Raw genomic sequence first — 12,250 nt, 5'->3', positions numbered from 1 at the left:
CGCCAGGGCGACCTTGGAGGGACCCTCCTGCCAGGTATGAAAAAAGGCGGGCCCTGTTCGGCGCCCGCCTTTTTCGTGAATCGCGGTGGATCAGTCCTCGAGGAACTCGACCTGACCATTGGCCAGGGACTTCACGCGAGCCAGGGATTCCACGCGGTAGCCTTCGCTTTCCAGCAGGGCGCGGCCTTCCTGGAAGGACTTCTCGATGACGATGCCCAGACCGGCGACGCTGGCGCCCGCCTGCTGGATCAGGTCGATCAGCGCCTTGGCGGCATGGCCGTTGGCGAGGAAGTCGTCCACCACCAGCACGTGGTCCGCGGCGGTCAGGTGCTTGGCGGAGATGGCGATGGTGCTTTCGGTCTGCTTGGTGAAGGAGAAGACCTTGGAGATCAGCAGGTCGTTCTTCAGCGTCAGCGACTGGAACTTGCGGGCGAAGATCACCGGGATGCCCAGCTCGAGGCCGGCCATGACCGCCGGGGCGATGCCCGAGGCCTCGATGGTGACGATCTTGGTGATGCCCTGGTTCTTGAAGCGTTCGGCGAACTCGTGGCCGATCAACTTCATCAGCGCCGGGTCGATCTGGTGGTTGAGGAAGGCGTCTACCTTGAGGACCTGTTCGGAAAGAACGATGCCTTCGCTGCGAATTTTGTCTTTGAGAGTGTTCACGGGGGTGCTTCCGAAAGCGGCTGTCGCTGATGAAGCGCGTAATTCTACAACGCCATTGGTCTTCTGCGCGACGTTCCGACCAATGCAATTGCTGATCGAATGGACAGTTTTTCGATGGGCGGAAGAGGCAACCCCCCTGTAGGAGCGGGCCACGCCCGCGATCGCGCGCATGGCGCGCTCCTGCAGGTGCAGCGGCTCAGCGCTTGAGCATCGCCCGGATATCCGCCAGCGCCGAGTTGCCCTTGGCCACCTTGACCTCCTGCGGCGCGTCTTCCTGGCCTTCCCAGACCAGGTCCTCGGGCGGCAGCTCGTCGAGGAAGCGGCTGGGCGAGCAGTCGATGATCTCGCCGTACTGCTTGCGCTTGGCGGCGAAGGTCATCGCCAGGTTCTTTTTCGCCCGGGTGATGCCCACGTAGGCCAGGCGCCGCTCTTCCTCGATGGTGTCAGCCTCGATGCTGGAGCGGTGCGGGAGGATTTCCTCTTCCACGCCGAGAATGAACACGTAGGGGAATTCCAGGCCCTTGGAGGCGTGCAGGGTCATCATCTGCACGCCGTCGGCGCCTTCTTCCTCTTCCTGCTGGCGCTCGAGCATGTCGCGCAGCACCAGCTTGGCGATGGCCTGCTCGATGGTCATGTCGCCTTCTTCGTCGCGTTCCAGGGTGTTCTTCAGCGCTTCGATGAGGAACCAGACGTTGCCCATGCGGAAGTCGGCGATCTTGTCGCTGGAGGCGTTCTGCCGCAGCCAGTTCTCGTAGTCGATGTCCATCACCATGCTGCGCAGCGCACCGATTGGGTCGCTGCCGGCGCACTGCTCGCGGACCTTGTCGATGAAGCGCTTGAAGCGCTGCAGGCGCTCGATGTAGCGGGCGTCCAGATGCTCGGACAGGCCCAGCTCGCCGGAGGCGTTGAACATCGAGCAGCCGCGCTCGGTGGCGTAGTTGCCGAGCTTCTCCAGGGTGGTGGAGCCGATCTCCCGGCGCGGCACGTTGATTACCCGGAGGAAGGCGTTGTCATCGTCCGGGTTCACCAGCAGGCGGAAATAGGACATCAGGTCCTTCACTTCCTGGCGTCCGAAGAAGCTGGTGCCGCCTGACAGGTGATAGGGAATCTGGTGGTGCTGAAGTTTCAGCTCGATCAGCTTCGCCTGATAGTTACCCCGGTAGAGGATGGCGAATTCGCTGTAGGGCCGCTGCGTCTTCAGGTGGATGGTGAGGATTTCCATCGCCACCCGCTCGGCTTCGGACTCCTCGTTGCGGCAACGGATCACCCGGATCGGGTCGCCTTCGCCCATCTCGCTCCACAGCTGCTTCTCGAACACGTGGGGGTTGTTGGCGATGAGGATGTTCGCGCATTTGAGGATGCGGCTGGTGGAGCGGTAGTTCTGCTCCAGCATCACCACCTTCAGCGAGGGGAAGTCTTCCTTGAGCTGCATCAGGTTTTCCGGGCGCGCGCCGCGCCAGGCGTAGATCGACTGGTCGTCGTCGCCCACCACGGTGAAGTGCGCGCGCTGCTGCACCAGCATCTTCACCAGCAGGTACTGGCTGGCGTTGGTGTCCTGGTACTCGTCCACCAGCATGTAGCGCACGCGGTTGCGCCACTTGTCGAGGATCTCCGGGTGCTCCTGGAACAGCTTTACCGGCTGCAGGATGAGGTCGTCGAAGTCCACCGCGTTGTACGCCTTGAGCGTGCGCTGGTAGTGCAGGTAGACCATCGCAGCGGTCTGTTCCTTGGGGTTGCGCGCCTTTTCCAGCGCCTCTTGCGGAAGGATCAGGTCGTTCTTCCAGCTGCCGATCAGGCCCTTGATCTCGTCCAGACCGTCATCGCCGGAATATTCCTTCTGCATGATGTCGGTCATCAGCGCCTTCACATCGCTCTCGTCGAAGATCGAGAAGCCGGGCTTGTAGCCCAGGGCCGCATGTTCCTTGCGGATGATGTTCAGGCCCAGGTTGTGGAAGGTCGAGACGGTCAGGCCCTTGCCCTCGCCGGGGCGCAGCAGGGTGCTGACGCGCTCCTTCATCTCGCGGGCGGCCTTGTTGGTGAAGGTCACGGCGACGATGTACTGGGCGCGGATGCCGCACTGCTGGACCAGGTAGGCGATCTTGCGGGTGATCACGCTGGTCTTGCCGGAGCCGGCGCCGGCCAGCACCAGGAGCGGGCCGCCGACGTAGTTCACGGCCTCTTGCTGCCGGGGATTGAGTCGGGACATGAAAGGCGGGGGTCTGTAGTGGAGCGGGCGCGTATTCTAGCAGGCCGTGCCGGGCGTCGGGGTGCCGCTCGGAATAGCGGCGATCTGTGACACGATCGTACTTATGTGTTTTGGATAAATCTGTACATGTATTAGGCTTGTGACAGCATTACTTGAAGAAAACTCTTAAGAGTTTCTCTGAAGTTTCGTCTACATCCGTGGGATGTCCGGATGGCGTCGCTTCAAAACCGGGAGAAGTGGGCGCAGGGATGGTGCCTGGAGTTTCTCCCCTTTTTAGAGATACATGGGGGTCGCTTGGCAGCGTCGGTCGAACCAACGCGCCTGCTCCTGCTGGCGGAAGCGCCGCAGTGGGCCCAGCTACTGCGCGGGCATCTGGCCGCGTTGGGGCAGGGCTATTCGCTGATCACGGCCCCGTCCTGGCAGGCCGCCAGCAGCCTGTTCGACGAAGATCAGGTCGGCCTGGTACTCGCCACGCCCGGCAAATTGCCGTCCGCCCACCAATGCCACCTGCCGCTGGTCCTGCTGCTGGAGCGCGAGCCCGCGCAAGAGCCGGTCGGCGTCGCCGATTACCTGGTGGCCGAATCCCTCAGCGTCGAAGTCCTGCGCCGCACCCTGCGTTACGTGCGTGAGCGCACCTCGCTGCAGAACACCCTGCAGAGCCTGGCCGAACAGGACCCGCTGACCGGCATTGCCAACCGCCAGGGCTTCCAGACCCTGCTCGCCGCCCGTCTCAGCGAGAGCGAAGGTCGCGGCCTGGCGCTGGGCCACCTGGACCTGGACAACTTCCGCCACGTCAACGACGCCCTCGGCCACCAGGCCGGCGACCGCCTGATCCTGCAGGTGGTGGCGCGCCTGAAGGCGCACCTGGACAACGGCGACGACATTGCCCGCCTGGGTAGCGACGAGTTCGCCCTGCTGCTGGACACCCGCCGCGACCCGGCGCGGGTGGAGAAGATTGCCGAGCTGATCGTCGAATCCCTGGGCGAACCCTACTGGGTCGAGGGCGAAAGCCTGTTGCTGGGCTGCAGCCTGGGTGTGGCCCATGCCCGCGCCGGCGAAGCCGCCGACCCGCTGTTGTGGCACGCGCACATTGCCATGCAGCAGGCCAAGTCGCGCCAGGGCTGCACCTTCCACGTCTTCGACGAACGCATCAACCGCGGCGCGCGCAGCCTGGCCGACCTGGAAAGCGAACTGCGCCGGGCGTTGCGCCGCGACGAACTGGAACTGCACTACCAGCCGCGCCTGGACCTGCACAGCGGGCAGATCGTCGGCCTCGAAGCGCTGGTGCGCTGGCGCCACCCCGAGCGCGGCCTGCTGACGCCGGGCGACTTCGTGCCGCTGGCCGAGGAAAGCGGGCTGATCGTGCCGCTGGGCTACTGGGTCATCTCCCGTGCCCTGCGCGACATGCAATGGCTGCGCGGGCGTGGCCTGCCGCCGCTGCACATGGCGGTGAACCTGTCGTTCCGCCAGTTCCAGGACAGCCAGTTGCTGCCGACCCTGGAGCGCCTGATCCGCGAGCGCGGCGTCGACGCCCAGTGGCTGGAATTCGAACTCACCGAAACCGCCGTGATGCGCCGCAGCGACCAGGTCCAGCAGACCATGCAGGCCCTCGGTCGCCTGGGCGTGCGCTTCTCGCTGGACGATTTCGGCACCGGCTTCTCGTCCTTCGTGCACCTGAGCAGCCTGCCCATCACCCTGCTGAAGATCGACAAGAGCTTCGTCGGCGACATGCACGAGCGCCCGGAAAACCTGCAACTGGTGAAGGCCATGATCAACCTGGCGCACAACCTGAACCTGGAAGTGGTCGCCGAGGGCGTCGAGACCATCGCCCAGCAGGACGAGTTGCGCCAGTTCGGCTGCGACCAGGTGCAGGGCTACTGGATCAGCCGCCCATTGCCGCTCGCGGAGCTGGCGCGGTTCCTGGTGTTCGGCGCCAACCGCGCGCTGCGCCTGCAGGACTCGGTCAGCTAGCGGTCAGCCAGCACAGCCAGGCCCGCGCTGGCCGTGTGCGGGCGCAGCAGGCGCGAGGTCTTAGCCTCGAACGCCAGCGTCAGCCCGATGGCCGCGCAGGCCAGCCCGGAGGCCAACCCCCACCACACGCCACTCGGCCCCCAGCCCAGCGGGAAGGCCAGCAGCAGCGCCATCGGCACGCCCACCAGCCAGTAGCCCGCCAGCCCGACGAGGAAGGTGGTGCGCGCATCCTTCAGGCCACGGATTGCGCCCATCGCGATGCACTGGGTGCCGTCGAACAGCTCGAACCACGCGGCGATGGCCAGCAGGCTGACGGCCAACTGCACCACCTCGCGGTTGGCCGGGTCGTTGTGGTCGATGAACAGGCCGATGACCAGCTCCGGCGCGAGCCAGAACAGCGCGGCGAAGGCGAACATGCAGTTGGCGCCGAAGCCGATGCCCAGCCGGCCGGCGCGGCGCGCCTCGACCAGCCGGCCGGCGCCGTAGTGCTGGCCGATGCGGAAGGTCACCGCGTAGGAAATCCCCATGGGCACCATGAAGGCCACGTACACCGACTGGATGGCGATCTGGTGCGCCGCCAGCGCGGTGCTGCCGATCACGCCCATGCACAGGGTCGCCACGGTGAACATGCCTGACTCCACCGCGTAGGTGCCGCCGATGGAAATGCCCAGGCGCAGGGATTCGCCGATCACCTTGAAGTCCGGCTTCGACAGCCCGGTCAGCAGCGGGTAGGGCGCATACGCCCGGTGCCAGCGCAGGTACAGGGCGAAGATCACCGGCAGCGCATTCATCACCACCGCGGTGACCATGCCGATGCCCGCCAGCCCCAGGCGCGGCAGGCCGAACAGGCCTTCGATGAAGGCGTAGTTGAGGGCGAAGTTGGCCAGCGCGCCGATCAGGCTGATGGCCATGACCGGGCCCGGCCGTTCGATGGCGCTGGTGAAGCCGCGCAGCACCATGAAAGCCATGTAGCCGGGCAGGGCGAAGACGATGCTGTGCAGAAAACTCATGGTGCCCGCGACCGTTTCCGGCGCCTGACCGAAGGCGATCAGGATCGGCCCGAGGTTCCACAGCAGCAGGCCCGCCAGCAGCGCCAGCGCGCCACCGATCCACAGGCCGGCCTGGGTCGCTTCCACCACGCCGCGCGCGTCCTTCGCGCCATGCCGGATCGCCACCAGGTTGCCGGTGGCCGCCACCACGCCGACGCAGAAGGTCGACACCAGCGCATAGGTCGACGCGCCCAGCCCGCCGGCGGCCAGCGCCTCGCGGCCGAGCTTGCCCATCATCACGGTGTCGGTGAACACCATGGCCACGTAGGCCAGTTGCGCGGCGATCAGCGGGCCGGCGAGGCGAAGGATGGCGGCAAGTTCGTCACGGTACAGGCGTTTCATGAGTCAGGCTCAGCAAGCGGCAACTGCCGCATCGATGGGGAGCCTTCCATTCTCCGGCTGCTGTGGGGCCGGGCACAAAAGGATAAATGCGATGCCATACATGAGTCATACTCATGCATGCCGCCTTTTGGAGCCCACCATGAACCGCCAGTTGCCGCCCCTTTACGCCCTGCGCGCCTTCGAGGCGGCCGCCCGGCATGCGTCCTTCACCCGCGCCGCCGAGGAACTGGCGATCACCCAGAGCGCGGTGAGCCGGCACATCAAGACCCTGGAAGAACACTTCGCCTGCCGCCTGTTCCAGCGCCGCGGCCGCCAGCTGGAGCTGACCGAAACGGCGCGGATGCTGCTGCCCGGACTGCGCGATGGCTTCGATGCTCTGGAGCGCGCCTGCGCCAGCCTGCGCGCTGAAGAAGGTGTGCTGCGCCTGAAGGCGCCCTCGACCCTGACCATGCGCTGGCTGCTGGCGCGGCTGAGCCGGTTCCGCATGCAGCACAGCGATATCGAGGTGCAACTGACCAGTGCCTGGATGGACGTGGACCGCGTGGATTTCGTCCATGAGCCCTTCGATTGCGCGGTGCTGCTCAGTTCCGGGCACTTCCCGCCGGACTGGGAGGCCACCCTGCTGTTCCCCGAATGGCTGATTCCTGTCGGCGCGCCTGCACTGCTGGCGGACGGCCCCTGGGACGCCGGGCGGCTGGCCGCCGCCGAGCTGCTGCACCCTACGCCCGACCGCCGTGACTGGCGGCGCTGGCTGCAACGCATGGGTCTGGGGGGGAAAGTGTCACTCAAGGGCGGGCAGGTGTTCGACACGCTGGAGCTGGGTATCGTCGCCGCGACCCGCGGCTACGGGGTTTCCATCGGCGACCTGGTGATGGTCGCCGAGGATGCCAACCAGGGCCGCCTGGCGCTGCCCTGGCCCGCCGCGGTGGCCAGCGGCGAGAGTTACTACCTGGTCTGGCCCCGCGCGCGTCGGCATCAGGAGCGGCTGCGCCGGTTGCGCGACTTCCTGCAGGCCGAGGTGCAGGCCATGCAGTTGCCGCCGGTGGAGCTGCTCGACTGAGTCCGGCGGCGCGACGGATCAGTCGCCGCTGCAGCCATTGGCCCACACCTGGTAGTGCAACTCGTGCTGCTGGGCCTGGGCGTCTTCGTAGACCATGGTCACCGGCACGATGCCGCATTCCTGCTGGGTATCGGTGATGGAAATGACCCGGTGCACGTCGGGCCTGTCGTGGGCCGGCACGGTACCGCAGGCGGCGACGAACAGGGTGGTGAGGATCAGGGCGATCAGCGCTTTCATGGCATGTTTCCTTCAGAAGAGTTGAATCAGGCGCGTTCGTGCAGCAGCGAGCGGGCGGAGTCGGCCATCACCAGCAGGCCGCCGGCGAGCATCAGGGTGTCCTTGAGCACCAGCCGGCCCGCGCCGGACAGGTAGGGGAAGCCGTGCTGCGCATCACCCAGCGCCGACACCCAGGCCTCGGGCGTGGTGATCAGGAAGCTCAGCGTCACCAGCGGCGTGCCGAACGACAGGAAGCCGCCGAGCAGGCCCAGGCGCCGTGACAGCGGGTTGAGCAGCACCAGCAGGGCGATGCTCAGCTCCACCACGCCCAGCCCCTTGGAGAATCCGTAGGTGTTGTTGGCGGTCTGCCAGGCGCGCTTCTGCACATCCAGCTCGCCCTCGTGGGTGAGGTGCGCGCGGTAGTCCTCGGGGTGCTCGTAGAAGAACGACATGAACGGGCTGTTGGCGACGAAGGGCGTGATGCTGTCGGCTTCGTAGGGCACGAATTTCAGCGCACCGATCCAGATGAACACCACGGCGATGGCGACGCGCATCAGGTTGGCGCCGACGTGGTCGAGGCGGCTGAGTGCCTGCAGGCCCTGGGTGATGGGAGAGGTCATGGGGAACTCCTTGAGAGTCGGTTGAAATCAGGAGTGCCCATTGTCGGAATCGCGCCGCTGCGCTTCTTTCGCGTTGTGCTCGGGTTTTTGTCGGTGGGTCTCGGATGCGTTTTCACCGGCCCCTGGCCCCGCACCAAGGGAGTACGCAAGCGAGAAAGAAGGGGGTAGCCGCGTTTACTTGGCTGATCCCGCGCGTAATCTGTAGGCCCTTTCCTGCGTGTGGAACGCCATGAACTCCATCGACCGCCTGATCCAGCTCGCCGGCCTGCGCGGCAGCCTCGACCTGCGCTGCCAACTCCAGGGCGACTGGGCGCTCGACCATGAACAGGCACCGGGCGGCGTGGCGCAGTACCACATCCTGTTGTCCGGGCGTTGCCAGGCAGAAATGCCTGACGGCCAGGTCCTTCAGCTTAAAGCCGGCGACATCCTGGTCTTCCCCCGCGGTGGCGCGCACCTGCTGCGCAGCCAGGGGCCGAAGGTCAGCCCGGTGCCCGCCCAGGTCAGCCAGGACGGCCTGCTGCCGGTACACCGCATCGGCAGCGAAGGCGAGGCACTGGATATCCTCTGCGGCAGTTTCCACTACCAGCGCGACTCGCTGCTGATCGGCGCGCTGCCGGCGTTCCTCAACATCTCCAGCCAGGAGCTGGGGCTGAGCGAGCAACTGGCCGCGCTGGTCGGCCTGCTGCGTGGCGAGGCGGACGGCAATCAGGCGGGCGCGCGCTTCCTGGTCGACGCGCTGTCCTCGGCCCTCTTCACCCTGATCCTGCGCGTCTACCTGCAGGAGTACGTCCCCACCAGCGGCACCCTGGCGCTGCTCGCCGACAAGCGCCTGAGCCGCGCCTGGCAGGCAATGCTCGACGACCCCGCCCACGAGTGGACCATCGAGGCGCTGGCCGAGCGCGCCAGCATGTCCCGCGCCACCTTCATGCGCCTGTTCACCCAGGTGGCCGGGCTGTCGCCCTGGGCGCTGCTGACGAAAGTGCGCATGGAACTGGCCTACCGCCTGTTGAGCAGCTCGCAGCTGAGCCTCAGCGACATCGCCGCCCAGGTCGGCTACCAGTCCCAGGCGTCCTTCACCAAGAAGTTCAAGGAAACCTACGGCGACGCCCCCGGTCGCCTGCGTCGCGCGGTGAACTAGACCAGTCGTCGTCGCCAGCCAAGCCGCATGGCGCGTATGGACATGTCCTGCCGCCTTCGCGACGGTTCACGTCGCTGCCGTCGCAGAGCTGAAACAGCGCTTTGCTAGGGTCATTGCTGGACTAGTCCAGTGAAGGCCCGCCATGGGCCTTCCCCATACCCACAAGACCACTCGGGGGAATTCCATGAAGCCCATGCGCACCTTGCTCGCCGGCCTGATCCTGGCCGGCCTCGCCAGCACCTCTTTCGCCGCCACCGAACTGAAACACTGGCCGGCGCCGGCCGCCAAGCAGCTCGACGCCCTGATCGCCGCCAACGCCAACAAGGGCGCCTTCGCGGTCTTCGACATGGACAACACCAGCTACCGCTACGACCTCGAGGAATCGCTGCTGCCCTTCCTCGAAATGAAAGGCGTGCTGACCCGCGAGAAGCTCGACCCCTCGCTCAAGCTGATCCCCTTCAAGGACGTCAACGGCCACAAGGAAAGCCTCAACAGCTACTACTACCGCCTTTGCGAAGTCGACGACCTGGTCTGCTACCCCTGGGTCGCCCAGGTGTTCTCCGGCTTCACCCTCAAGGAGCTCAAGGGCTACGTCGACGAACTGATGGCCTACGGCAAGCCGGTGCCCAGCACCTACTACGAAGGCGACGTGGTCAAGACCATCGAGATCAACCCGCCCAAGGTCTTCACCGGCCAGACCGAGCTGTACAACAAGCTGATGGAGAACGGCATCGAGGTCTACGTGATGACCGCCGCCCACGAGGAACTGGTGCGCATGGTCGCCAGCGATCCCAAGTACGGCTACAACGTGAAGCCCGAGAACGTCATCGGCGTCACCACCCTGCTCAAGGACCGCCAGAGCGGCGCCCTGACCACCGCGCGCAAGCAGATCAGCGAAGGCAAGTACGATCCCAAGGCCAACCTGGACCTGGAGATCACCCCCTACCTGTGGACCCCGGCGACCTGGATGGCCGGCAAGCAGGCGGCGATCCTCACCTACATCGACCAGTGGAAGAAGCCCATCCTGGTCGGCGGCGATACCCCCAGCAGCGATGGCTACATGCTGTTCAACGGCACCGCCGAGAACGGCGTGCACCTGTGGATCAACCGCAAGGCCAAGTACATGGACCAGCTCAACGGCATGATCAAGAAGAATGCCGCGGCCCAGGCCAAGCTCGGCCAGCCGGTCACCGCCGACAAGAACTGGGTGATCGTCACCCCGGAAGAGATCCAGTAGGCCCCATAAAAAAACAGGCCGGTACAAGCCGGCCTGTTCTTCACGGTGCCCTGTGGCGATCAGTAGATGATGGTCAGATAAGCCTGCGTTGCGAAATCACCGCCTTCCGTAATGCCGGTTGGGGTGTAGTAACGCAGTTGATAGTCCATCCCTTGCGTTGCACTTATATTTCGACCCTCGTCCTTGGTCAGGTCGATGGTCTCGCCACTTCCATCGAGCACCTGCACGTAAACGTCTTTCGGGCCGTCAGCGGTGTTTTTCAGGGCGCCCGTTTCGCTATCCACATTCTGGGTGTGCTCCCATTTGACCTTCGTAACCGCCGGGCAGTCTTGCAGCTGGAGGTGCATGTCTACGGTGTTGGACGTGCTGCCGGCATTCTTCAGCGAGGCGGTGGGGGTATCGGGCATGAGGACATCCATGCTCTTGTTCCCGGTGAAGGAGCAGGTGCCGCCCACGAGCTTGCCGGAGATATTCACCTCCATGTCATAGGCGTAGGCCGTGGCGGCCATGGGCAGGAGAACCAGGGCTGCAATCAGTTTTTTCATTCGATACTTCCTTTCATCAGAGTGAGCGTTGAGGCGCGTGCGCAAGCAGCGAGCCCACGCTCTGTTGACGTGGTATTGACCACCGCCCGTCAGGCTATAGCGCTGCCGCCGGTTCCGATGTCGGGCGTGCCGGCTGATGGGGTGCGATTGATCGCGTGATAGTGAAATCCAATTCACATCCGTCAGCCTTTGCCGATGGAATGCTCTGACGAAGGTTGCGAGGGTGTAGGGCATTGCGGACGATCCCTTCGGAGGATCGGTGCTGTCCTATCGATCCTCTGCCAGATGCGTCTCTCGATAGAGAGTTGTCCTACAGGCCTCTGGCGTTGCGGTCCTACGAGCCCACTGCTTAGCGTTCCGCCCTGCCACAGTGTCATCGTGGCCAGGTGTGGAAACCTGAACATTGACAGTGATCGCCATGGGCGGGGCAGTCCGGCACCTCTTCGGTGCCGGACTCGCTTTGCTCTCCATGGCGGGCCGTGTGAGGCGGGCTTCGGCCCGACCGGCTAGCGCTGTCTAATGTCCGGTTTCCACCCTTGCACGGTCCGCCTCCCTCCTTCGGCAGTTTCGGGCGGCGGCTTCTTGAATGAGCAAGGAGCTACAGCATGAACCTTTCGATTTCCCCGGCCGATGACGGCCTGATCCCGACCCTGTTCGTCCGCTACAACCGGCAATTGCGCGCCCTGCTGATCGAGCAGCAGGCGTGGTTCGCGGTGCGCGACCTGAGCAAGCTGATCAACCGCCCCGTCGACGCCCACCTCATCGGCCGGCTGGACCACGACCAGTCCCGCCGCGAGCGCCTTGCCGGCAATGCAGAACCGGAACTGCTGGTCAGCGAGAGTGGCCTCTACGCCCTGCTGCTGATCTACTGCCACCACCCGGAAAACCGCAGCCTGCGCCAATGGCTGACCAACGACGTGGTGCCCGCCCTGCGCGACGCCTCCAACCTCGACGCCCGCCTGCCGCGCCGGCGCATGCAGCTCCTGCTCGGCGAATCGCTGCCGGTGATGGACTGGCAGGGCAGCCTGTGGCTGCGCTGGCGCGACGCCGTCGGCCTGATGGAAAACCACCTGCGCGTGTAAGGGGACGCTTTCGTAGGATGGGTGGAGCGCAGCGATACCCATGCTGTCGGTGCACGGAGATCGATGGGTATCGCTGCGCTCCACGCCATCCTGCGTCGTGCCTCCGGTCACTCCTGTA

11 protein-coding genes are annotated in these 12,250 nt (G+C 65.2%); 5 read left to right on the top strand and 6 right to left on the bottom strand.

The genetic code is table 11. The annotated features are described in order from the left end of the window. Window positions 1-90: 90 nt before the first annotated feature. Together IB261_RS29000 and rep are read right to left on the bottom strand one after the other, a co-directional pair. Window positions 91-666, bottom strand: a complete 576-nt coding sequence (locus IB261_RS29000) for a xanthine phosphoribosyltransferase (protein ID WP_081515169.1) — start codon at window positions 664-666, stop codon at window positions 91-93. 196 nt (window positions 667-862) lie between these two features. Beyond that, window positions 863-2,872 (bottom strand): DNA helicase Rep, encoded by a 2,010-nt coding sequence (rep, locus tag IB261_RS28995; RefSeq protein ID WP_081515170.1) that lies wholly within the window; start codon window positions 2,870-2,872, stop codon window positions 863-865. A 294-nt stretch (window positions 2,873-3,166) separates the two neighbouring features. Here rep and IB261_RS28990 point away from each other — a divergent pair, with 294 nt between their 5' ends. Next, entirely contained in the window at window positions 3,167-4,843 is a 1,677-nt protein-coding gene (locus IB261_RS28990) for a putative bifunctional diguanylate cyclase/phosphodiesterase (protein ID WP_151188718.1), read from the top strand. Here the strand turns inward: IB261_RS28990 and IB261_RS28985 are convergent. Continuing rightward, window positions 4,840-6,234: a NorM family multidrug efflux MATE transporter gene (locus IB261_RS28985; RefSeq protein WP_192383603.1), complete on the bottom strand. Its 1,395-nt coding sequence runs from the start codon at window positions 6,232-6,234 to the stop codon at window positions 4,840-4,842. The two genes, IB261_RS28990 and IB261_RS28985, sit on opposite strands and share 4 nt — an antisense overlap. A gap of 139 nt (window positions 6,235-6,373) precedes the next feature. Between IB261_RS28985 and IB261_RS28980 the strand changes: the two genes are divergently transcribed. Then, window positions 6,374-7,294, top strand: coding sequence for a LysR substrate-binding domain-containing protein (locus IB261_RS28980; protein ID WP_192383604.1), 921 nt, complete (start codon window positions 6,374-6,376; stop codon window positions 7,292-7,294). An 18-nt stretch (window positions 7,295-7,312) separates the two neighbouring features. Here IB261_RS28980 and IB261_RS28975 read toward each other — a convergent pair whose 3' ends face one another. Further along, complete coding sequence (locus tag IB261_RS28975; protein WP_081515174.1) at window positions 7,313-7,531, bottom strand: DUF2790 domain-containing protein; 219 nt, start codon at window positions 7,529-7,531, stop codon at window positions 7,313-7,315. 26 nt (window positions 7,532-7,557) lie between these two features. Further along, a complete protein-coding gene (gene rclC, locus IB261_RS28970; protein WP_081515175.1) occupies window positions 7,558-8,130 on the bottom strand; it encodes a reactive chlorine resistance membrane protein RclC in 573 nt (190 codons plus the stop codon). A 229-nt stretch (window positions 8,131-8,359) separates the two neighbouring features. On the opposite strand from rclC, the gene IB261_RS28965 reads away from it, so the two are divergent. Both IB261_RS28965 and IB261_RS28960 read left to right on the top strand, forming a co-directional pair. Beyond that, window positions 8,360-9,268, top strand: a complete 909-nt coding sequence (locus IB261_RS28965; RefSeq protein WP_081515176.1) for an AraC family transcriptional regulator — start codon at window positions 8,360-8,362, stop codon at window positions 9,266-9,268. 184 nt (window positions 9,269-9,452) lie between these two features. After that, a complete protein-coding gene (locus IB261_RS28960; protein WP_412548094.1) occupies window positions 9,453-10,505 on the top strand; it encodes a haloacid dehalogenase-like hydrolase in 1,053 nt (350 codons plus the stop codon). A 59-nt stretch (window positions 10,506-10,564) separates the two neighbouring features. Here IB261_RS28960 and IB261_RS28955 read toward each other — a convergent pair whose 3' ends face one another. Beyond that, a complete protein-coding gene (locus IB261_RS28955) occupies window positions 10,565-11,050 on the bottom strand; it encodes a fimbrial protein (protein ID WP_192383605.1) in 486 nt (161 codons plus the stop codon). 605 nt (window positions 11,051-11,655) lie between these two features. Here IB261_RS28955 and IB261_RS28950 point away from each other — a divergent pair. After that, window positions 11,656-12,132 (top strand): BRO-N domain-containing protein, encoded by a 477-nt coding sequence (locus IB261_RS28950; protein WP_192383606.1) that lies wholly within the window; start codon window positions 11,656-11,658, stop codon window positions 12,130-12,132. The last annotated feature ends 118 nt before the right edge of the window (window positions 12,133-12,250 follow it).

This window comes from Pseudomonas sp. PDM20, assembly GCF_014852575.3.
GTDB lineage: Bacteria > Pseudomonadota > Gammaproteobacteria > Pseudomonadales > Pseudomonadaceae > Pseudomonas.
The sequence above is the reverse complement of the archived record's forward strand: the minus strand, read 5'-3'. Positions and strand labels throughout refer to the sequence as shown.

Coding starts and splice junctions, on each gene's coding strand:
- IB261_RS28975 (WP_081515174.1), bottom strand. CDS start 7,531: ATGAAAGCGCTGATCGCCCTGATCCTCACCACCCTGTTCGTCGCCGCC.
- IB261_RS28980 (WP_192383604.1), top strand. CDS start 6,374: ATGAACCGCCAGTTGCCGCCCCTTTACGCCCTGCGCGCCTTCGAGGCG.
- IB261_RS28955 (WP_192383605.1), bottom strand. CDS start 11,050: ATGAAAAAACTGATTGCAGCCCTGGTTCTCCTGCCCATGGCCGCCACG.
- rclC (WP_081515175.1), bottom strand. CDS start 8,130: ATGACCTCTCCCATCACCCAGGGCCTGCAGGCACTCAGCCGCCTCGAC.
- IB261_RS28985 (WP_192383603.1), bottom strand. CDS start 6,234: ATGAAACGCCTGTACCGTGACGAACTTGCCGCCATCCTTCGCCTCGCC.
- IB261_RS28965 (WP_081515176.1), top strand. CDS start 8,360: ATGAACTCCATCGACCGCCTGATCCAGCTCGCCGGCCTGCGCGGCAGC.
- rep (WP_081515170.1), bottom strand. CDS start 2,872: ATGTCCCGACTCAATCCCCGGCAGCAAGAGGCCGTGAACTACGTCGGC.
- IB261_RS28950 (WP_192383606.1), top strand. CDS start 11,656: ATGAACCTTTCGATTTCCCCGGCCGATGACGGCCTGATCCCGACCCTG.
- IB261_RS28960 (WP_412548094.1), top strand. CDS start 9,453: ATGAAGCCCATGCGCACCTTGCTCGCCGGCCTGATCCTGGCCGGCCTC.